Origin of the sequence: Curtobacterium sp. NPDC087080 (genome assembly GCF_044745105.1) — a bacterium.
Lineage (GTDB): Bacteria > Actinomycetota > Actinomycetes > Actinomycetales > Microbacteriaceae > Curtobacterium.
Genome location: NZ_JBIUZP010000004.1, coordinates 62,342 through 82,007 on the forward strand (window position 1 = coordinate 62,342; position 19,666 = coordinate 82,007).

The window sequence follows — 19,666 nt, forward strand, 5'->3', positions numbered from 1 at the left end:
GAGTTCGGGACGGCCGCCCCTGGCCCCGCCCCCGGTCAGGGGACGGTGTGCCCCGCCGCCGTCAGGACGCGGTACCACTCCTCGCGCGAGAGCTCGACGTCCGAGCCCGCGGCCGAGTCCCGCACGCGCTGCGGGTTCGTCGTGCCGAGGACGACCTGGAAGTGCGCGGGGTGCCGGGTGATCCACGCCACCGCGATGCCGGTCGGGGTCACGCCGTGCGCCGACGCGAGCTCCTCGAGCACGTCGTTCAGCTCGGCGTACTGCTCGCGGTCGCCGAGGAAGACGCCGTCGAAGAAGCCCTTCTGGAACGGCGACCACGCCTGCAGCGTCACGTCGTTCAGCCGCGCGTGGTTGAGGATGTCGTTGTCGCGGTCGATCGACTGGTCGAGACCGGCCATGTTCGCCGTCAGTCCCTGGGTGATGACGTTGGCGTGCGTGATGCTCAGCTGCACCTGGTTGAACGCGAGCGGCTGCCGCACGGACCGCTTGAGCAGCTCGACCTGGCCCGGCGTGTGGTTCGAGACCCCGAAGTGGTGCACCTTGCCGGCGGCGTGCAGCTCGTCGAACGCGCGGGCGACCTCCTCGGGCTCCACGAGCGCGTCGGGACGGTGCAGGAGCAGCACGTCGACGTAGTCGGTGCGCAGTGCCTCGAGCGATTCGTGCACGGACTCGATGATGTGCTCGTACGAGAAGTCGAAGTACGCGCCGTTCGGCGTCGGGCGGATGCCGACCTTGGTCTGCAGTTGGATCGCGGCACGCTCGGACGGCGACAGGGTGACGGCCGACCCGAAGCGCTGCTCGCACCCGTGCCAGACCCCGTACACGGCGGCGTGGTCGAACATCGTGACGCCCGCGTCGCGCGAGGCGGTGTACAGCTCGCGGATGTCCTCGTCGCTCATGTCGTTGATCCGCATGAGGCCGACGACGACGTCGGACGCGGTGAGGTCGGTCTGTGGCAACTCCAGTGTCTTCACGTGCTCGATCCTGCCAGCAGCTCGTCGTGCGCAGACAGGCCCTGCCGGTGCCCGTCGGGGCGGGCCCGGCAGGGGCGTCCGGCGTGAGCGGGTGACGGACGGGAGGCGCGGTGCCGGACCGGCACCGCGCCTCCCGTCCGGTGCTCAGCGCGTGGGCGACGCGACCGGGCCGAGCAGGCCGAGGAACGTCAGGTCGTCCGCCACCTTGGTGATGAGCGCGTGGTCGAGCGACGGGACGTCCGGCGACCCGAGCGGGCGCACCGCCCGCACGGCCGCCGTGAACGCGTCGGCGGGGATCGCGGACCCGGCGTGCGGAGCCTCCGGCACCGCGAAGGCGTGCAGCAGCGGGAGCACGGAGCGCGCGCGGTCCTCGTCCGGCAGCGCCTCGAGCGCCGACCGGAACCGGTCGACCCACTCGGCGTGGTCCTCGATGCGTTCGATCGCGTGCCCGTCCTCGACCAGCCAGTCGACGAAGGTGTCGAGCGAGACACCGTCGTCGTGCGGGTTGACGACGTTGAACGTCCGGTGGCCGTCGACCACGGACGCGCCGACGGCGTTGATCGCCGCGGCCGTGAAGTCGGCGGGCAGGCCGTCGTAGTGCGACCGCTGCACCCGGCCGTCCGGGGTCCGCTGCACGAAGGACCCGGGTGCCAGCCCGGTCGCGAGCACGCTCCAGACCAGGCGGGTGAACACGTCGGGCAGGTTCACCTGGCCGCGCCAGCGCGGGTGCGCCAGGACCATGTCGGAGCGGAACACCGCGACCGGGACCCCGTGCTGCTCGTGCGCCTCGCGCAGCAGCACCTCGCTCGCCCACTTGCTCGCGCCGTAGCCGTTCGCGTACTCGTCGGCGACCGTCCACTCGGGGATCGTCGACCGGATGTCGGCCCGTTCGTCGAGTGCCGCGGGGGCGTCGGGGGCGACGTCCTCGGACGCGCTCGGGCGGGCTCCGCCGGCGACCGCGACGCTCGACACGAAGGTGACGGGGATGCTCCCGGCGGCGATCGCGAGCCGGACGACCTCGGCGGTGCCGACGACGTTGGGCCCGAACAGCGCGGAGTACGGCAGGACGTGGTTCACCAGGGCGGCGGCGTGCGCGACGAGGTCCACCCGCGCGGCGAGGTCCTGCCACCGCGGTTCCTCGAGGCCGAGCAGGTGCTCGCTGACGTCGCCCGCGACCACCTCGAGCGCCCCCGAGAGCTCGGCGAACCGGTCGGCGAACGCGGGATCGGCCGCGAACGCGGCGTCCAGTCGACGACGGGCAGCGGCGTCGTCCGAGCCGCGCACGACGCAGACCAGCGTGCCGCCCACCGGTGCGAGCCGTTCGAGCCAGTCCATCGCGGTGAAGCGGCCGAGGTAGCCGTTCGCGCCGGTGAGCAGGACGGTGCGGGGCCCGTCCGCGGTGGTGCGGGGCGCGCGTGCGACCGGCTCGGGGACGGCGCCGAGCAGGCGGTCCACCCGCAGGTCCGACGCCCGCAGCACCGCCGGGTCCGCGCCGTGCACGCGGGCGACGGTCGGGCGGTCGTCGGTGGCCGAGCGCTCGACGTACGCGGCCACCGCGGCGAGGTCGTTCGTCGGGTCGGTGATGACACCGACGGGCACCTCGGTCTCGAAGACGTCCTCGAGGACCCCGGAGAACGTCAGGGCCGACAGCGAGTCACCGCCGAGGTCCGAGAACCGGGCGGCCGACGCGGTTGCCGTGCTGACCTCCGCGCCGAGCAGGTCACGGGCGGCACGGACGACGGTGTCGACGGTCGGTTCGTCGCCGACGTGCTCGCGCAGCGTCGCGACGAGGGTGCCGCTCTGCTGCTCGGCGGCCGCGTCGTAGAGCGCGGCGAACCGGTCCCCGTAGCGGGCGGTGACCCGGGGACGGAGGAGCTTGCGGGCATCGGAGAGCATGCCGTTGTCGACCGTGAAGGGGTCCGGTTCGACGACGATCGCTCGGGGCACCTCGTACGGGGCGAGCCCGTGCGCGCGGGCGGTGCGCTGCAGGCCGGCGAGCAGGTCGCCCTCCGTGGCCTCCGGGTCGACGGGCACGACGACCGCGACGAGGAACGCGTGCCTGCTGTCCCCGTGCAGGGCGATCTGCCGGACCTCCGGCGTCCCACCGTAGGTCGCCTCGAGTGCGGAGACCGCGACGAACTCGCCCTGGGAGAGCTTGATGACGTTGTTCCGACGGTCGAGGTACTCGTACGTGTCCGGACCGGTCTGCGCCATCACGTCGCCGGTCCGGTAGAACCCGTCCTCGTCGAACACCGCGGCGGTGACGTCCGGGCGGCGGAAGTACCCGGGGATCACCGCGGTGCTCCGCACGAGCAGCTCGCCGCGCGGGTGCGGTCGGTCGGTGGTGCGGTAGCCGAGCTCGGGGACGTCGACGAGCTTGTGCTCGGTGACCGGCGGCTGCTGCACCACGCCGTCGCGCAGGATGCTGCCCGCCTCGGTGGAGCCGTACAGGTCGTGCAGCGGGACGCCGAGGCATGCCTCGAGGTACGCGCGGAGCTCGGGCGTGAGCGGGGCGCTGGCGCACACGGCCTGCCCGACGCGACCGCCGAAGGCGCGCGTCCGGAGGTCGTCCTGCACCTGTGCACGAACGGCTGCGGCGTCGGTCGCGCCGGCGGTGAGTCGTCGCTGCTCCTCGCGGGCGCCCTCCTGGCGGACCATCTCGGCGATCCGCGGGACGAGGACGAGCTCGGTCGGTGCGTAGACCCGGAGGTCCTCGAACAGGGCCGACAGGTCGGTCGAGGTCGCGAGCGCCACGGTGCCGCCGCGACCGAGCGTGGCGAGCAGCGCGGCGCGACCGGTCAGGTGGCTCAGCGGCAGGTAGGCGTAGCCGACGGTCACCGCGTCCGGGTGGTCCGGCGGCAGTGCGTGCCAGAGCCGCTCGACCATGGACCGCGTGTACATCGCGCCCTTCGGGGTCCCGGTGCTGCCCGAGGTGTACAGCAGCAGGGCGAGGGGGTCCTCGTCGGGTGCCGGACGCCACGGGGTCGGCTGCGGCAGGTCGCGGCCCCGCGCCACGAGGTCGGCGAGCGTCGGCAGCGCTGCCGCGTCGTCGGTGCCCTCGGCACCGGTCGCGCCGCCGCCCGCACCCGTCGTGTCGAGCAGGACGGTGCGGACCTCGGCTGCTGCCGCGTCGATGACCGCCCGGGCCGTCGCTGCCTGGTCGGCGGTGACGCCCAGCCACACCGGCGTCGTCTCGTCGACGATCGCACGGAGCTGCTCGACGGGCGCGCTGGTCTGCAGCGGCACGCTCACCGCGCCGAGCACCGAGCACGCGAGCTCGAGGGTCACGACGTCGGCGCTCGGGGGACCGAGCACCGCGATCCGGTCACCCGGGGCCACGGTCTCGCCGAGCACCGCCGCGAGGGCACGCGCACGGTCCCGGAGCTCCCGGAAGCTCGTGTCGGTGACGTCCTCGCCGTCCCGCTGTCGGAGCGCCGTCCGGTCGGCGTACCGGTCGAACACCGCCTCGACGGAGGTGTCCTCGTCCTGCTGCACCATGGTGGTTCCCTTCCTCGTTCGTCCGACGCGCCCCCGCGCGCGGCGTCTCAGCGCGCGGCGAGCACGATGCCCGCTCGCGCCGTCCCCCGGTCGACTGCCCACCGTCCCGTCGCCGCGAACCTCGGGCCGCGACGCGCGCTCGCCGCGAAGGTCCCGTCCGGGCGCAGCTCGACGTGGGCGCCGTCGATGCCGAACCAGCCGTCGTGCGCGGTCGAGCGGGCCTTGGCGACGGCCTCGGTCGCGGCGAGCAGGACGCTGTCCGGACTCTCAACACCGGTTCGCCGGAGTACGGCGAGACCTCGTGCGACGCGGTCGTCCGCGAGGTCGGCGACGCGTCGGAGCACTCCCGGCGGCAGGGGACGTGCCGGTGTGGCATCGATGCCGATGCCGGCGTGCTCGTCGTGCCGGGCGACGGCGCAGGCGCGCACGCCGGGGCAGTGGGTGATCGTGCCGACCACGCCGTCGGGCCAGCGGGGAGCCCCGCTCCGGGCCACGGGCAGTGCCGTCACCGGGGTGCCGATCGCCGTCAGGGCAAGGCGGGCGAGCAGGCGGCCGGTGCGGAACTCGGCACGCCGCGACGGGACGGCACGGGCGATCGCCGCGCGTTCGTCGTCGGCGAGCGGGCCGCTCAGGTCGTGGTCGACGGCAGCGGCGACCACCGAGGCGGGGAGGAGCCCCACCCATTCGGTCCCGCCTCGAAGTTGCACATTGCAATCAGACGCCCGGAAGCTCCGAGTCCCCCGGACGGGGCACGTCCTCGAGGGCCGAGGACGCGTCCGTCAGGCGGGCAGCACCGCGACGACGGCCGAGCGGTCGCCCCAGGTCGCGGTCAGTGTCTCGCCGTCCGGCACGGGGAGACCGATCACCCGCAGCACGACGAGGTCGCCGTGACCGGTGCGCACCGTCGTCTCGGTCCCGTCGGTGCTGGCCGCGACCGACGTCACCGTGGGGGAGTCCGGCGCCGATCCGCTGCCGACCGCCGTGCCCTCCTTGTCGAACCGTCCGGAGCCGTCGGCGCGCTCGAGCTCCGCCTCGTGCCCGCCGGTGGCGATCGCGCGACGCAGGACGTCGGCGTACACCGGGTCCGCGACGGCGTCGTACACCCAGCGCTGCCCGAGCACGGAGTGGTGCATCTCGCACACCAGGGCGCCCCGGGCGTCGTCGAGCGGAGCGCCGCGGTAGGTCAGCGGCGTGTGCAGGAGCCGTCCCTCGGGCGTCCGCACGATGATCTCCTCGACGCCGACCTCGCCCTCGGGGTCGTCGAACCGGAAGCGGGTGACTACCTCGACGGCGGCACCGGCGGTGAGTCCGCTCCACGGCTGCGCGGGCAGCCAGGCGGCGAGGGCCTCGGCCTTGGACGGTCGGAGTTCTGCGCGGTGGATGACGGCCATGCACCGACGCTACCGAGCACACCTCGGCTTCCACCGTCGGCCCGCCGCGTCGACGCCCGTACGCTGGGTCGGTGCGCGACGACCTGCTCCCCGTGCTCGCCTGCCCCGTCTGCGCCGAGCCCCTCGCCCGTGTCGACGGCGGGCAGGTCGGCTGCGCCACCGGACACCGGTTCGACGAGGCGAAGCAGGGCCACCTCACGCTCCTGCCCGCGAAGCGTCGCGCCCTGACCGCGGACACCCCGGAGATGGTCGACGCGCGGATCCGGTTCCTCGGTCGCGGGCACTACGCACCGGTCGAGCGGGCGCTCGCCGCGGTGGTCGCGGCGACGGCGGTGCCGGGCGTCGTGCTCGACGTCGGCTCCGGCCCGGGCACGTACCTGGCGCACGTGCTGGACTCGGACCGACCGGACGAGACCGTGTCGGACGAGACCGCATCGGACGCGACCGCGCCGGACGGGAGGCCCGGCTCGGCCCCGTCAGGGTCCGTCGCTGCCCGCCTCGGGGTCGCGCTGGACCTGTCCGCGGTCGCGATCCGACGGGCGGCACGCGTCCACCCGCGGGCGGGAGCGGTCGTCGGGGACGTCACCGAGCGCCTCCCGGTCGTCGACGACGCGGCGGCCGTCGTGCTGGACGTCTTCGCGCCGCGCAACCAGCGCGAGTACGCCCGGGTGCTGCACCCGGCGGGCGTGCTCGCCGTGGTGACGCCGCGGACCGGGCACCTCGCGGAGCTGGCCGAGGCGACCATCGCCGTCGACCCGCAGAAGGAGCGGCGGCTGCGGGACTCGCTCGAGCCGACCTTCGCGCAGCGGTCGTCCGAGGACCTGACCTGGACGATGGACCTGTCCGCGGAGGACGTGCACGACGTCGTGCACATGGGCCCGAGCCACCACCACGTCGACCCGGCCCGGGTGTTCGCCCCGACGACCGTGACGGCCGCCGTGACGGTCAGCACGTGGGCGGTCGCCGGACCGCCCACGCGCTGACGGCTCAGTCCTGCGGCGCGGCCACGTCGAGCTGCCACACGACGCCGAACCGGTCGCGGAGCTGTCCGGCGAGCGGGGCCCACGGCGACGGAGCGAGGGGCTGTCGCACCTCGGCGCCGTCGGACAGCGCCTCCCAGTAGCGGGTGACCTCGTCGGCGTCGTCGCCGTGCACGAACACGTAGAAGGCGTTCGCGCCCTGGTCGTACGGCTGGTCCGGCCAGACGTCGAACGCCATGACGCGGAAGCCGGCGTCGGTCGTGACCTGGCCGAACACGATGCGGTCCGCCCAGGCGGGGTCCTGGGACGCGCCCATCTGGCCGTACGTCGCGGCGGTGACGGTGCCGCCGAACGCGGACGCCCAGAAGTCCAGGGCCTCGCGCGCCTGTCCGTCGAAGTTGATGTGGGTCGTGGTCTCGATGCTCATGGGCCGAGTGTCACGGGCGTTGCGGTCAGATCGTGACCGCTTCTCGAACGAGGATGAGTGGCATGGCCGGCCCCTCCTCGCGCATGCTCGCCCTGCTCTCGCTGCTGCAGGTGCACCGTGAGTGGACGGGCGACGAGCTCGCCGGCCGGCTGACCGTCAGCCCCCGGACGCTCCGTCGTGACGTCGATCGGCTCCGGGAGCTCGGCTACCGCATCGACTCGGTCCGCGGACCGGCCGGCGGCTACCGCCTCGCCGCCGGTTCGGACCTGCCGCCGCTGCTGTTCGACGACGACCAGGCCGTGGCGATCGCCCTGGCGCTCGCGGTCGCGCCGGCCTCCGGTGCCGACATCGCCGAGTCCGCCGTCCGCGCGCTGGCGACGGTCCGGCAGGTGATGCCCGACCGGCTCCGGCAACGCGTCGACCTGGTGGACGCCGTCGTCGGGTCGTCCGGCCCGCGCGTCGACCCCGACGTGCTGGTGGCCGTCAGCGAGGCGGTGCACCGGCGCGAGGTCCTGCGCTTCGGGTACGGCGAGCGGGACACCCCGCACCGGGTCGAGCCGCACGCGGTCGTCGCCCGGTACGGCCGGTGGTACCTGCTGGCCTGGGACCCCGAGCGCGAGGACTGGCGCACGTACCGCGTCGACCGGATCGCCCCGCGGATGCGCACCCGGCTGCCGTTCGCGCCGCGACCCGTACCCGGCGAGGACGCGGCGGCGTTCGTGTCGGCCCGGTTCAAGGGCTCCGACCACGACGACGCGTGGCCGTGCAGGGGCACCGTCTCACTCAGCGCTGCCGACGCCGCGCGGATCGTCCCGTTCCTGCCCGAGGACGCCGTGCTCGGCCCGACGGAGAACGGGCGACGGCCGCTGACGCTCGGGTCCTGGTCGTGGGACGGGCTCGCCGGCGCGGTCGCCGGACTGACGGTGCCGTTCGTGGTCGAGGGGCCGGACGAACTGCGTGCTGCTGTCCAGCGAGCGGCGGAGCGCCTCGGGACAGCAGCGCTGCGTTAGGGCGGTGCACGCGTCCGTCAGGACGCCGTCAGGATTGCGTTAGGACCGGCCTGGAGGCACACGGCCCGATCCAGCATCGGTACCGCACCACACGTGGTGCGGTCCGCGCCGCCCGGCGTCGGACCCGCAGCAACCAACGGAGTCCTTCGTGTTCGACGTCTTCGTCGTCGCCGGTGTCCTCGCCGTGTTCGGTGTCGTGGCACTCATCGCCAAGGGGGTGGAGCGGCTGTGATCGTCGTCACCATCGCCGCCGCCGTCCTCGGCATCGCCTCGGTCGTCTACCTCGTGTGGGCGCTCGTGCACCCGGAGCGGTTCTGATGAGCGCTGCCGACACCTGGGCCGGGATCGCCCAGGTCGCCACCCTCGTCCTGCTCCTGGTGGTCGCGTACCGCCCGGTCGGTGACTGGATGGCGCGTGTCTACACGCCCACGAAGCACGCCCGCGTCGAGCGCGGCGTCTACCGCGTGATCGGTGTCGACCCCGACGCCGAGCAGTCCTGGCCGGCGTACCTGCGCGGCGTGCTGCTCTTCAGCGCCGTCGGCGTGCTGCTCGTCTACCTGCTGCAGCGCATCCAGGTCGTGCTGCCCGGGGACCTCGGGCTGCCGAACGTCGGTCCGTCGCTCGCGTTCGACACCGCCGCGTCCTTCGTCGCCAACACGAACTGGCAGTCGTACTCGCCCGAGGCGACCGTCGGCTACTCCGTGCAGATGGCGGGCCTGGCGGTGCAGAACTTCCTGTCCGCCGCGGTCGGGCTGGCGGTCGCCGTGGCGCTGGTGCGTGGGTTCGCACGTCGGAAGAGCGGCACGCTCGGCAACGTGTGGGTCGACGTCGTCCGCGGCACCGGCCGGCTGCTGCTCCCCGGCGCCTTCGTCTTCGCGATCGTCCTGGTCGCCGGCGGCGTCGTGCAGTCGTGGGGCAGCGGCGCGGACATCACCACGCTCGCGGGTGGCACCCAGCACATCCCCGACGGCTTCGTCGCGTCTCAGGAGGCGATCAAGGAGCTCGGCACGAACGGCGGCGGGTACTTCAACGCGAACTCGGCGCACCCGTTCGAGAACCCGCAGGCGTGGACGAACCTCGTCGAGGTCTTCCTCATGCTCGTCATCCCGTTCTCGCTGCCCCGCACGTTCGGGCGGCTCGTCGGCGACGACCGCCAGGGGTACGCGATCCTCGCGGTCATGGGCGCGATCTTCCTCGTGTCGCTCTCGGTGATGTCCATCGCGGAGCTCGCCGGCGGCGGCAGCGCCACGCAGGCGGCCGGTGCGGCGTTGGAGGGCAAGGAGATGCGCTTCGGGATCCTCGGCACGACGCTCTTCGGCACGACCTCGACCGCGACGTCGACCGGCGCCGTGAACGGCATGTTCGACAGCTTCACGCCGATCGGCGGCATGATGGCGCTCCTCAACATGATGCTCGGCGAGATCAGCCCCGGCGGCGTCGGCTCCGGCCTGTACGGCATGCTCGTGCTCGCCGTGATCACGGTGTTCATCGGTGGACTGCTCGTCGGCCGGACCCCGGAGTACCTCGGCAAGAAGATCCGCGCCCGCGAGATGACCTTCGCCGCGCTGTACATCCTCGTCACGCCGACGCTGGTGCTGCTCGGCACCGGACTGTCCCTGGTGATCCCGGGCGTCCGCGAGCAGGTCCTCGGCACGAGCATCTTCAACCCGGGCAACCACGGGCTGTCCGAACTGCTCTACGCCTTCACCTCGGGCGCGAACAACAACGGCTCCGCCTTCGGTGGACTCACCGCGAACACGACGTGGATGAACTCCGCGCTCGGCGTCGTGATGCTGCTCGGTCGGTTCATCCCGATCGCGCTCGTCCTGGCGCTCGCCGGGTCCCTCGCCGCACAGGACAAGGTGCCCGCGACCGTCGGGACCCTGCCGACGCACCGGCCGCTGTTCGTCGGCCTGCTCGGCGCCGTCGCCGTGATCGTCACCGCCCTCACCTACTTCCCGGTCCTCGCCCTGGGCCCCCTCGCCGAAGCGCTCGCACGATGAAAGCCGCATCGATGACACACGACACCACGACCACCGCGACCGCCGAGGCGGAGGCGACCAGCGCCTCCCGGCCGGTCACCCGATCGTCCGCCTTCGGACCCCGACAGCTGGCAGCGGGCCTCCCCGGCGCGCTCCGCAAGCTCGATCCGCGCCTGATGTGGCGCAACCCCGTCATGTTCATCGTCGAGGTCGGCGCCGCGCTCACCACCGTGACCGCGTTCGTCGAGCCGTCGGTGTTCACCGCCGCGATCGCGGTGTGGCTCTGGCTCACCGTCGTCTTCGCCAACCTGGCCGAGGCCGTCGCCGAGGGCCGCGGCAAGGCGCAGGCCGACACCCTGCGGAAGACCCGCTCCACGACCAGCGCCCGCCGGGTACTCCGGTGGGACGCGTCCGACGCTGCCGCCCTGGCGAACGACACCGAGGAGGTCGCCTCGGTCGACCTCGCGAAGGGTGACGTCGTGGTGGTCGTGGCGAGCGAGGTGATCCCCGGTGACGGCGACGTCGTCGAGGGCATCGCCAGCGTCGACGAGTCGGCGGTCACCGGCGAGTCGGCACCCGTCATCCGCGAGTCCGGCGGCGACCGGAGCGCCGTCACCGGCGGCACCAGGGTGCTGTCCGACCGGATCGTCGTGCGCATCACCTCGACGCCGGGGGAGACCTTCATCGACCGGATGATCCGTCTGGTCGAGGGCGCCGCACGACAGAAGACGCCGAACGAGATCGCGCTGAACATCCTGCTCGCGTCGCTGTCGATCGTGTTCGTGATCGTCTGCCTGACGATGCAGCCGATCGCGGGGCTCGTCGGGGCGACCGTCAGCGTGCCGGTGCTCATCGCGCTGCTCGTCTGCCTCATCCCGACCACCATCGGCGCGCTGCTCTCCGCGATCGGCATCGCCGGCATGGACCGGCTCGTGCAGCACAACGTCCTGGCGATGTCCGGCCGTGCGGTCGAGGCCGCCGGGGACATCACGACGCTGCTGCTCGACAAGACCGGCACGATCACGTACGGCAACCGCCAGGCCTCGCGGGTGGTGCCCGTCCCGGGCATCACCGTCGCGACGCTGATGGAGGCCGCGGCCCTGTCCAGCGCCGCGGACAGCACCCCCGAGGGGCGCTCGATCGTCACGCTCGCCGAGCAGGACGGCATCACGCCGGGCACCCCGACGGGTGCGGTCGAGGTGCCCTTCACGGCGCAGACCCGCATGTCCGGGCTCGACCTGGCCGACGGGTCGCAGATCCGCAAGGGTGCGGCGGCCGCCGTGCTCGCCTGGGCGGGGTCGACCGATGCCGCCGTCGTCGCCGCGATCGACACCGCGGTCGCCGAGATCTCCGATCAGGGCGGCACACCGCTCGTCGTCGGGCAGCGCTCGGCTTCGGGAACGGTCGCCCTGCTCGGCGTCGTGCACCTGAAGGACGTCGTGAAGGACGGCATGGCCGAGCGCTTCGCGGAGCTGCGGTCGATGGGCATCCGTACGGTGATGATCACCGGCGACAACCCGCGCACGGCAGCCGCGATCGCCGCCGAGGCCGGCGTCGACGACTTCCTCGCCGAGGCCACGCCCGAGGACAAGCTCGCCTACATCCGCAAGGAGCAGGAGGGCGGGAACCTCGTCGCGATGACGGGTGACGGCACGAACGACGCCCCCGCGCTGGCGCAGGCCGACGTCGGCGTCGCGATGAACACCGGCACCACCGCTGCGAAGGAGGCCGGCAACATGGTCGACCTCGACTCCGACCCGACGAAGCTCATCGACGTCGTCCGGATCGGCAAGCAGCTGCTCATCACCCGCGGGGCGCTCACCACGTTCTCGATCGCCAACGACGTCGCGAAGTACTTCGCGATCATCCCGGCGATGTTCCAGGCGGCGTTCCCCGGCCTGGCGGCGCTGAACATCATGGGGCTGCACAGCCCGTCGTCGGCGATCCTGTCGGCCGTCGTGTTCAACGCGCTCGTCATCGTGGCGCTCATCCCGCTGTCGCTGCGCGGCGTCAAGTACCGCGCGGCCTCGGCGTCGTCCGTCCTCGGACGCAACCTGCTCGTGTACGGGCTCGGCGGCGTCATCGTCCCCTTCATCGGCATCAAGGCGATCGACCTCGTGGTCGGTCTCATCCCGGGGTTCTAGACCATGGCTTCCTCATCACGTTTCTTCTTCCGCTCCACCGGGGTGGCCGTGCGCCTCACCCTGCTCGCCACCGTCGTGCTCGGCGTCGCCTACCCGCTCGCGGTGTGGGGCGTCGGCCAGGCGGCCTTCCACGACCAGGCGAACGGCTCGATGGTCACCGACTCGTCCGGGAAGGTCGTCGGCTCGTCCCTGATCGGGCAGTCCTTCTCCGGGAAGGACGCCGACCGCTGGTTCCAGTCGCGTCCGAGTGCCGCGGGCGAGGACGGCTACGACGCGAACGCCTCGTCCGGCTCGAACCTCGGGCCGAACAACCCCGACCTGCTGAAGAGCATCGAGGAGCGCCGGGCCGCCGTGGCGCAGGCCGACGGGGTCAGCGCTGCCGAGGTGCCCGCTGACGCGGTCACCGCCTCGGGCTCCGGCCTCGACCCGGACATCAGCCCGGAGTACGCGTCCCAGCAGGTGGCCCGGGTGGCCGAGGCCCGCGGACTGTCCGCCGACGCCGTCCGGAAGCTCGTCGAGCAGCACACCGAGTCCCGGCAGGCCGGGTTCCTCGGCGAGCCGGTCGTGAACGTCCTCGAGCTGAACCTGGCCCTGGCCGCCGCCCGCTGACGCCGGCCCGGCCCGGCCCGGTCCGGCCCGGCCCGGTCCTGTCCAGGCCGAGGGCGGAGCATGCGGCACAACCGGAAGCACCTCGCGCCGCGGAACCCCGTGGTGCGACGTGCTTCCGGTTGTGCGGCAGCACGTCGCACCACGCACCAGGCACCACACCACACCGAACAGCGAGAGGATGAACACGTGAAGCGCGGGAAACTCCGGGTGCTGCTCGGCGCCGCTCCGGGTGTCGGCAAGACCTACACGATGCTCGAGGAGGGCCACCGCCTCCGCGCCGAGGGCCGGGACGTCGTGGTCGCCGTCGTCGAGACCCACGAGCGTGCCGCCACCGCAGCCCTGGTGGACGGCCTCGAGCTCGTGCCCCGCCGGGTCGTCGAGCACCGCGGCGTCGCGCTCGACGACATGGACCTCGACGCGGTCGTGGCGCGGGCCCCCGACGTCGCCCTCGTCGACGAACTCGCCCACACGAACGCCCCGGGCAGCCCGAACGAGAAGCGCTGGCAGGACGTCGAGGTGCTCCTCGCCGCCGGCATCAGCGTCATCTCGACGGTGAACATCCAGCACATGCAGTCCCTGGGCGACGTCGTGCGGGAGATCACCGGGACCGTGCAGCGCGAGACCGTCCCCGACGCCGTGGTCCGCGCCGCCGACCAGATCGAGGTCGTCGACCTGTCCCCGGCGTCCCTGCGCGAGCGGCTCTCGGACGGGCTGGTCTACCCGGCCGCCCGCATCGACGCCGCACTCTCGAACTACTTCCGCCTGGGCAACCTCACCGCACTCCGTGAGATCGCCCTGCTCTGGCTCGCCGACGAGGTCGACGACGCGCTCAAGGCCTACCGCGCCGAGCACGGCATCGACCACCGGTGGGAGACCCGGGAGCGCGTGCTCGTCGCGCTCACCGGCGGGCCCGAGGGCGAGACCCTGCTGCGTCGCGGCGCCCGCATCGCCGCCCGCAGCGCCGGCGGGGAGCTCGCCGCGGTCCACGTCACGACGAACGACGGCCTGCGCGAACGGCACCCCGGCGCGCTCGGCAAGCAGCGCACCCTGCTCGAGCAGCTCGGCGGGACGTACCACCAGGTCGTCGGGGACGACGTCCCGTCCACCCTCGTGCGGTTCGCGAAGTCGGTCGACGCCACGCAGATCGTGATCGGTGTCAGTCGACGGAGCAGGCTCGCCGCAGCGCTCACCGGTCCGGGCATCGGCAACACGGTGGTCCGCGAGTCGGGCGACATCGACGTGCACGTGGTCACGCACGAGCGCGCCGGCGGCGGGTTCGCCCTGCCGAAGCTCGGTGGCAGCCTGTCCCGCGGGCGGATCGCCGCCGCGTTCGCGGTCTCGCTGCTGCTCGGACCGCTGCTGACCTGGCTGCTGTCGCTCGGCAGCGACCCCGACTCGATCACGGTCGACGTGCTGTCGTACCAGCTGCTCGTGCTCGTCGTCGCGCTGACCGGGGGCATGTGGCCGGCGGTCTTCACCGCGGTGCTGTCCGGGCTGAGCCTCGACTACTTCTTCGTGCAACCCCTCTACATGGTCACCGTGCAGCAGCCGTGGCACCTGGTGGCACTCGTGATGTACGTGATCAGTGCCGTGCTGGTCAGCTTCGTGGTCGACCGGTCCGCCCGTCGCAGCCGTGCGGCACGTCGGGCAGCGGCCGAGTCGGGGCTCCTGGTCGGGATCGCGGGCAGCGTGCTCCGCGGCGACGACGCCCTGCAGGCACTGCTCGACCGCACCCGCGAGGCCTTCGGCTTCACCGGCGTGCGCATCCGGCAGGGCGACGAGGTCCCGGCCACGTCCGGGACGTTCGCCGACGGGCCGGACGCGACCACGAGCCTCCCGTCCGGAGCCGTCCTCGAGTTCGCAGGCGCACCCGACGACCCGACCCAGCGCCGACTGCTGCGCGTCGTCGAGCAGCAGCTCGACGCCGCGGTCGAGCACCGGCGGCTCACCCGCACCGCGGTCGACGCGGAGCGGATCGCCGCCGCCGACCGCGTCCGGAGCGCCATCCTCGCTGCCGTCGGGCACGACGTGCGCCGACCGATCGCGGCAGCCTCCGCCGCCGTGCAGACCCTGCACGCCTCCGACATCCAGCTCTCGCCGTCCGACCGGGAGGCGCTGCTCACCACCGCCGACGAGAGCCTCCGTCAGCTGGCGGTCCTGCTGGCAGACCTGCTCGACGTCAGCCGCGTGCAGGCCGGGGTCCTCGCCGTCACCCCGCTTTCCACCGCGCTCGAGACGGTGGTCGCCCCCGCACTCGACGAGCTCGAGCTCGGCCCGGACGACGTCGACCTCGACCTGCCCGCCGACCTGCCGCCCGTCCTCGCCGACCCCGGACTGCTGCAGCGCGTCGTGGTGAACCTGCTCGCCAACGCCAGCCGCTACGCGCCGGATGGTACGCGCGTCCGCATCGCGGCGAGCGCCTTCGGCGGCGGGGTCGAGCTCCGCGTCGCCGACCACGGCCCCGGCATCCCCGAGGACCGACGCGACCAGGTCTTCCAGCCCTTCCAGCGGCTCGGCGACACCGACAACGAGACCGGTCTCGGCCTCGGACTGGCGCTCGCCCGTGGGTTCACCGAGGGCATGGGCGGCACGATCGAGGTCGACGACACCCCCGGCGGCGGGCTCACCGTCGTCGTGCGGCTGCCGATCGCCGGACACCTGGGAGTGGATGTCAAGTGAGCACGAAGGTCCTCATCGCCGACGACGACGCGCAGCTCGTCCGGGCCCTGTCCGTCACGCTCGCCGCCCGCGGGTACGACGTCGTCACCGCCCGGGACGGCCGGGCCGCGATCGACGCGGTGATCACCGAGCGCCCGGACATCGTGATGCTCGACCTCGGCATGCCCCGGCTCGACGGCATCGGGGTGCTCGAGGGCATCCGTGCCTGGTCGCAGGTGCCCGTGCTCGTGCTCTCCGGCCGGACCGACTCGTCGGACAAGGTCGACGCGCTCGACGCCGGAGCCGACGACTACGTGACGAAGCCGTTCCAGATGGACGAGCTGCTCGCCCGGCTCCGCGCGCTCGGTCGGCGGCAGGCGACGGCGGCGGCGAGCGCGGGCGTGACGCCGACGGTGACGATCGGCGACCTCGTGGTGGACCTCGTCGCCAAGCAGGTCACGCCGCCGACCGGACCGGCGATCCGGCTCACCCCGACCGAGTGGCGCCTGCTCGAGGTCCTCGTCACGAACCCCGGCCGACTGATGACCCGCGAGATGCTCCTGACCGAGGTCTGGGGTCCGACGCACGGCAACGACTCCGGCTACCTGCGGCTCTACATGGCGCAGCTGCGGCGGAAGCTCGAGCCCGAGCCGTCGCACCCCCGGTACCTGGTGACGGAGTCGGGCATGGGGTACCGGTTCGACCCGAGCGGGGCTTGACGGGCCGTGTCGGGCGGGTGGCGGGAGGCTGTCGTGTCCGTGTCGTGGTGCTGTCGCCCCCGTCGTTCCTAGGCTCGGCACCATGAACGAGATGCGGATCGCCACCCTCCGACGCGAGCGTGGCTGGACCCAGGAACGCCTGGCCGAGACGAGCGGCGTGGCCGTGCGGACCGTGCAACGACTCGAGGGCGGGAGTGACGCGAGCCTCGAGACCCTGTCCGCGATCGCCCGGGCGCTCGAGGTGCCGGTGCGGGAGCTCTTCGCGCAGGACGACCCCGCGGAGCTGGAGCCGGGCGTGCGCGGGCTCGACGAGCGGACCGAGGCCGCAGCGGCTGCAGCGGCGTCGGAGCAGGCCGCGCGTGACCGGTTCGTCGGCGGGTTCTGGTCGCTGTACTCCGCGGTCGGGGTCGCCTTCGGGATCGTCACGGTCGTGCTCCTCGTCCTGCACGTGTGGTCCCCGCTGGTGTTCCTGCTCGTCGGGGCGTACTGGGCGGTCGGGCGGCTGGCCGGACGGTTCCTGCTCGACACCGTGCTCGGCCCCTGGCTCGACCGGCGCTGGCCGCTGTCGTCGGCGACCGACGTGCCGGTCCGTGCCGCTCGCTGAGCCGACGCCGGTCCGCGTCGAGCCGGACGACGTGGACGAGGTGCACGCCTTCCTGTCGGCGTGCGACCTGACGGTCGCGGGGCTGTCGGACCCGGGCGTCCGGCTCTGGGCACTCCGGGGTCAGGGCGGCGCCGTCGTCGGCACCACCGGGTACGAGACCGGGCCGGACGGGAGGCACGCCCTCCTCCGCAGCGTCGCCGTCGGACCGGCGCTGCGCGGCTCTGGGCGCGGGGCGGCGCTCGCTCGGTTCGCGATGGCAGAGGCGACGGCGGGCGGGGCACGACGGGCGTGGTTGTTCAGTCGGCGGTCCGGACCGTTCTGGCAGGGCCTCGGCTTCGCGCCGGCCGATCGCGCGGAGCTCGCGACCGTGCTCGCCGGCACGACGCAGGTCGAGCTGTTCCGCGCGACCGGGCAGCTCGGGCGCGAGGCCGCCTGGAGCCGTCCGCTGGTCCCGCCGGTGCCGGTCCCTTAGGGGCGTCCAAGGCTTCGCCGACGATCCGCGCACGTGGGCGTCGCACGCTCGACGCATGACCGAGACGATCCCCGCCGAGCGCCCGCGCCTCCTGCCGCCACCCACCCGTCCGCACGGCGTCCGCGACCGCCTGGTCGGTCTCGTCCGCGGCCGTGCGCACACCGCGAGGTGGGAGCGCCCCGCGTTCCTCGGGCTGCTGCTGGTCACCGGCGTGCTGTACGTCGTGAACCTCGGCGTGAACGGCTGGGCGAACGCGTTCTACTCGGCGGCCGTGCAGGCGGGGAGCCAGAGCTGGGAGGCGTTCTTCTACGGCTCCTCCGACGCCGCGAACGCGATCACGGTCGACAAGCCGCCGGCGTTCCTCTGGGTGATCGGCATCTCCGTCCGGCTGTTCGGGCTGAACTCGTGGTCGATCCTGGTGCCGCAGGCGTTGATGGGCGTCGCGTCGGTGGCGGTCCTGTACCGGATCGTCCGGCGTCGGTTCTCGGCCGGTGCCGCCCTGACCGCCGGTGCGGTCCTGGCCACGACCCCGGTCGCGACCCTCATGTTCCGCTACGACAACCCGGACGCCCTGCTCGTGCTGCTCACTGTCGGAGCGATCGCCCTGACACTGCGCGGCATCGAGTCCGGGCGGATGCGGTGGGTCGTCTGGGCCGGTGTGCTCGTCGGGTTCGGTTTCCTGACGAAGCAGCTGCAGGCGTTCCTCGTGCTGCCGCCCCTGGTCGGGGTGTACCTCCTCGCGTCGCCCCGCCCGGTGCTCCGGCGGATCGGGCACCTGTCCGCAGCAGCGCTCGCCGTGGTGGTCTCCGCAGGGTGGTGGGTCGCGATCGTCGAACTCGTGCCGGCCTCGGCGCGGCCGTACGTCGGCGGGTCCCAGACGAACAGCTTCCTCGAGCTGACCTTCGGCTACAACGGCCTCGGCCGGGTCACGGGCGACGAGACGGGGAGCGTTGTGCCCGGCGGGACGACCGGGGCGGGGTCGTGGGGCTCGACCGGCCTGACCCGGTTGTTCGGCTCGGAGTTCGGCACGCAGGTGACCTGGCTGCTGCCGACCGCGCTCGTGCTGCTCGTCGTGTCCCTCGTCGTGATCGGGGCCCGTCGCCGCCGTGACCCGCGGCTCGCGACCGTCCTGGTGCTCGGCGGCTCGTTGCTCGTCACCGGGCTGGTCTTCAGCTTCATGGGTGGGATCTTCCACCCGTACTACACGGTCGCACTCGCGCCGTACATCGCCGGGTTGGTCGGGATCGGCGCCGGGCTCCTGTGGCAGTGCCGGGCCGTGCTCGCGTGGCGCATCGTCACCGCCGGGGTCGTCGCGCTCTCCGGTGGGTGGGCGTTCGTGCTGCTGTCCCAGGCGTCGTCGTGGCAGCCGTGGATCCGGTGGGTGGTCCTCGTCGGGGCGGTCGTCGGGACCGTTCTCGTGCTGCTCCCGCCGCGTGGTCGGGGCCTCGCCGGGGCGACGGTGGCGACCGTGCTCGTCGCAGCGTTGCTCGGGCCGACGGCGTTCTCGGTGCAGACCACCACGGTCGGGCACACGGGTGCGCTCCCGTCGGCCGGACCGAGCGTCACGACGAGCGGGTTCGGCGGGGGTCGCGGCGGCATGCCCGGTGCTCAGGGCGGTCCCGGTGGACAGGGCGCTCCCGGTGGTCAGGGCGGTCCCGGCGGAGCACCGGGCGGCCAGACCGGCCGGGCCGGGACCGGCCAGAACGCGAGCGGGCAGAACGGGACCGGCCAGAACGCGAACGGCCAGAACGCGAACGGCCCGGGATCCGCGGGCGGCACCGACGGGGGCACGAACGCCCCGGGCGGCGGCACGAACCTGCTCGGCGGTTCGACCGAGGTGTCCGACGAACTCGTCGCCGCGCTGTCCGCGGACGCCGACGAGTACACCTGGGCCGCGGCGACCGTCGGGTCGAACCGCGCCGCCGCGTACCAGCTCGCGACGGGCGACCCCGTGATGGCGATCGGCGGCTACAACGGCACGGACCCGGCTCCGACGCTCGCCGAGTTCCAGGCCCTCGTCGCCGCGGGGGAGGTGCACTGGTTCATCGGCGGCAGCACGAGCACCAGCGGCAGTGGGAGCGACGCCGCGGCCGAGATCGCCGAGTGGGTCGCCGCGCACCACGAGGCGACGACGGTCGACGGCGTGACGATGTACGACCTCACGCCGGCGTCCTGACCACGGACAGCGCCGGTGCCGC

General features: G+C 73.3%; 16 protein-coding genes. 11 read left to right on the plus strand and 5 right to left on the minus strand.

Annotation, left to right across the window (positions count from 1 at the left end):
* Positions 1-35: 35 nt before the first annotated feature.
* The 4 genes from ACIPEQ_RS11780 to ACIPEQ_RS11795 all read right to left on the minus strand — a co-directional run bounded on the left by ACIPEQ_RS11780 (position 36) and on the right by ACIPEQ_RS11795 (position 5,863).
* Positions 36-974: an aldo/keto reductase gene (locus ACIPEQ_RS11780; protein ID WP_250366331.1), complete on the minus strand. Its 939-nt coding sequence runs from the start codon at positions 972-974 to the stop codon at positions 36-38.
* Positions 975-1,118: 144 nt separating this feature from the next.
* On the minus strand, positions 1,119-4,472 hold the full coding sequence (gene car, locus ACIPEQ_RS11785; protein WP_402715317.1) for a carboxylic acid reductase: 3,354 nt from the start codon (positions 4,470-4,472) through the stop codon (positions 1,119-1,121).
* Between the two features lie 47 nt (positions 4,473-4,519).
* A complete protein-coding gene (locus ACIPEQ_RS11790) occupies positions 4,520-5,152 on the minus strand; it encodes a 4'-phosphopantetheinyl transferase (protein WP_402715318.1) in 633 nt (210 codons plus the stop codon).
* Positions 5,153-5,251: 99 nt separating this feature from the next.
* On the minus strand, positions 5,252-5,863 hold the full coding sequence (locus tag ACIPEQ_RS11795; protein ID WP_402715319.1) for a hypothetical protein: 612 nt from the start codon (positions 5,861-5,863) through the stop codon (positions 5,252-5,254).
* A gap of 71 nt (positions 5,864-5,934) precedes the next feature.
* Between ACIPEQ_RS11795 and ACIPEQ_RS11800 the strand changes: the two genes are divergently transcribed.
* Positions 5,935-6,846 (plus strand): putative RNA methyltransferase, encoded by a 912-nt coding sequence (locus tag ACIPEQ_RS11800; protein ID WP_402715320.1) that lies wholly within the window; start codon positions 5,935-5,937, stop codon positions 6,844-6,846.
* A 4-nt stretch (positions 6,847-6,850) separates the two neighbouring features.
* On the opposite strand, the gene ACIPEQ_RS11805 is transcribed toward ACIPEQ_RS11800, so the two are convergent.
* Positions 6,851-7,270, minus strand: coding sequence for a VOC family protein (locus tag ACIPEQ_RS11805; RefSeq protein WP_402715321.1), 420 nt, complete (start codon positions 7,268-7,270; stop codon positions 6,851-6,853).
* Between the two features lie 62 nt (positions 7,271-7,332).
* Here ACIPEQ_RS11805 and ACIPEQ_RS11810 point away from each other — a divergent pair, with 62 nt between their 5' ends.
* From ACIPEQ_RS11810 to ACIPEQ_RS11855, 10 genes are all read left to right on the plus strand, one after another.
* Positions 7,333-8,280, plus strand: a complete 948-nt coding sequence (locus tag ACIPEQ_RS11810) for a helix-turn-helix transcriptional regulator (protein ID WP_402715322.1) — start codon at positions 7,333-7,335, stop codon at positions 8,278-8,280.
* A gap of 228 nt (positions 8,281-8,508) precedes the next feature.
* Positions 8,509-8,598, plus strand: a complete 90-nt coding sequence (locus ACIPEQ_RS11815; RefSeq protein ID WP_058729515.1) for a potassium-transporting ATPase subunit F — start codon at positions 8,509-8,511, stop codon at positions 8,596-8,598.
* A complete protein-coding gene (gene kdpA, locus ACIPEQ_RS11820; protein WP_402715323.1) occupies positions 8,598-10,283 on the plus strand; it encodes a potassium-transporting ATPase subunit KdpA in 1,686 nt (561 codons plus the stop codon). Before ACIPEQ_RS11815 ends, kdpA begins: the two co-directional genes overlap by 1 nt.
* 11 nt (positions 10,284-10,294) lie before the next feature.
* Complete coding sequence (gene kdpB, locus ACIPEQ_RS11825; protein ID WP_402715324.1) at positions 10,295-12,406, plus strand: potassium-transporting ATPase subunit KdpB; 2,112 nt, start codon at positions 10,295-10,297, stop codon at positions 12,404-12,406.
* Positions 12,407-12,409: 3 nt separating this feature from the next.
* The gene (kdpC, locus tag ACIPEQ_RS11830; protein ID WP_402715325.1) at positions 12,410-13,015 is read left to right on the plus strand and encodes a potassium-transporting ATPase subunit KdpC; all 606 of its coding nucleotides are present in this window, start codon (positions 12,410-12,412) and stop codon (positions 13,013-13,015) included.
* A gap of 186 nt (positions 13,016-13,201) precedes the next feature.
* Positions 13,202-15,694: an ATP-binding protein gene (locus ACIPEQ_RS11835; protein ID WP_402715326.1), complete on the plus strand. Its 2,493-nt coding sequence runs from the start codon at positions 13,202-13,204 to the stop codon at positions 15,692-15,694.
* Entirely contained in the window at positions 15,691-16,392 is a 702-nt protein-coding gene (locus ACIPEQ_RS11840) for a response regulator transcription factor (protein ID WP_209675669.1), read from the plus strand. Before ACIPEQ_RS11835 ends, ACIPEQ_RS11840 begins: the two co-directional genes overlap by 4 nt.
* A gap of 82 nt (positions 16,393-16,474) precedes the next feature.
* Entirely contained in the window at positions 16,475-16,996 is a 522-nt protein-coding gene (locus ACIPEQ_RS11845) for a helix-turn-helix domain-containing protein (RefSeq protein ID WP_402715327.1), read from the plus strand.
* Complete coding sequence (locus ACIPEQ_RS11850; protein ID WP_402715328.1) at positions 16,983-17,468, plus strand: GNAT family N-acetyltransferase; 486 nt, start codon at positions 16,983-16,985, stop codon at positions 17,466-17,468. Before ACIPEQ_RS11845 ends, ACIPEQ_RS11850 begins: the two co-directional genes overlap by 14 nt.
* A 55-nt stretch (positions 17,469-17,523) precedes the next feature.
* On the plus strand, positions 17,524-19,644 hold the full coding sequence (locus ACIPEQ_RS11855; RefSeq protein WP_402715329.1) for a glycosyltransferase family 39 protein: 2,121 nt from the start codon (positions 17,524-17,526) through the stop codon (positions 19,642-19,644).
* Positions 19,645-19,666: the final 22 nt, after the last annotated feature.

What these genes read in the sequence shown, in the direction of transcription:
- car (WP_402715317.1), bottom strand. Translation starts at nt 4,472, where the DNA reads ATGGTGCAGCAGGACGAGGACACCTCCGTCGAGGCGGTGTTCGACCGG.
- ACIPEQ_RS11795 (WP_402715319.1), bottom strand. Translation starts at nt 5,863, where the DNA reads ATGGCCGTCATCCACCGCGCAGAACTCCGACCGTCCAAGGCCGAGGCC.
- ACIPEQ_RS11805 (WP_402715321.1), bottom strand. Translation starts at nt 7,270, where the DNA reads ATGAGCATCGAGACCACGACCCACATCAACTTCGACGGACAGGCGCGC.
- ACIPEQ_RS11810 (WP_402715322.1), top strand. Translation starts at nt 7,333, where the DNA reads ATGGCCGGCCCCTCCTCGCGCATGCTCGCCCTGCTCTCGCTGCTGCAG.
- kdpA (WP_402715323.1), top strand. Translation starts at nt 8,598, where the DNA reads ATGAGCGCTGCCGACACCTGGGCCGGGATCGCCCAGGTCGCCACCCTC.
- kdpB (WP_402715324.1), top strand. Translation starts at nt 10,295, where the DNA reads ATGACACACGACACCACGACCACCGCGACCGCCGAGGCGGAGGCGACC.
- kdpC (WP_402715325.1), top strand. Translation starts at nt 12,410, where the DNA reads ATGGCTTCCTCATCACGTTTCTTCTTCCGCTCCACCGGGGTGGCCGTG.
- ACIPEQ_RS11845 (WP_402715327.1), top strand. Translation starts at nt 16,475, where the DNA reads ATGAACGAGATGCGGATCGCCACCCTCCGACGCGAGCGTGGCTGGACC.
- ACIPEQ_RS11855 (WP_402715329.1), top strand. Translation starts at nt 17,524, where the DNA reads ATGACCGAGACGATCCCCGCCGAGCGCCCGCGCCTCCTGCCGCCACCC.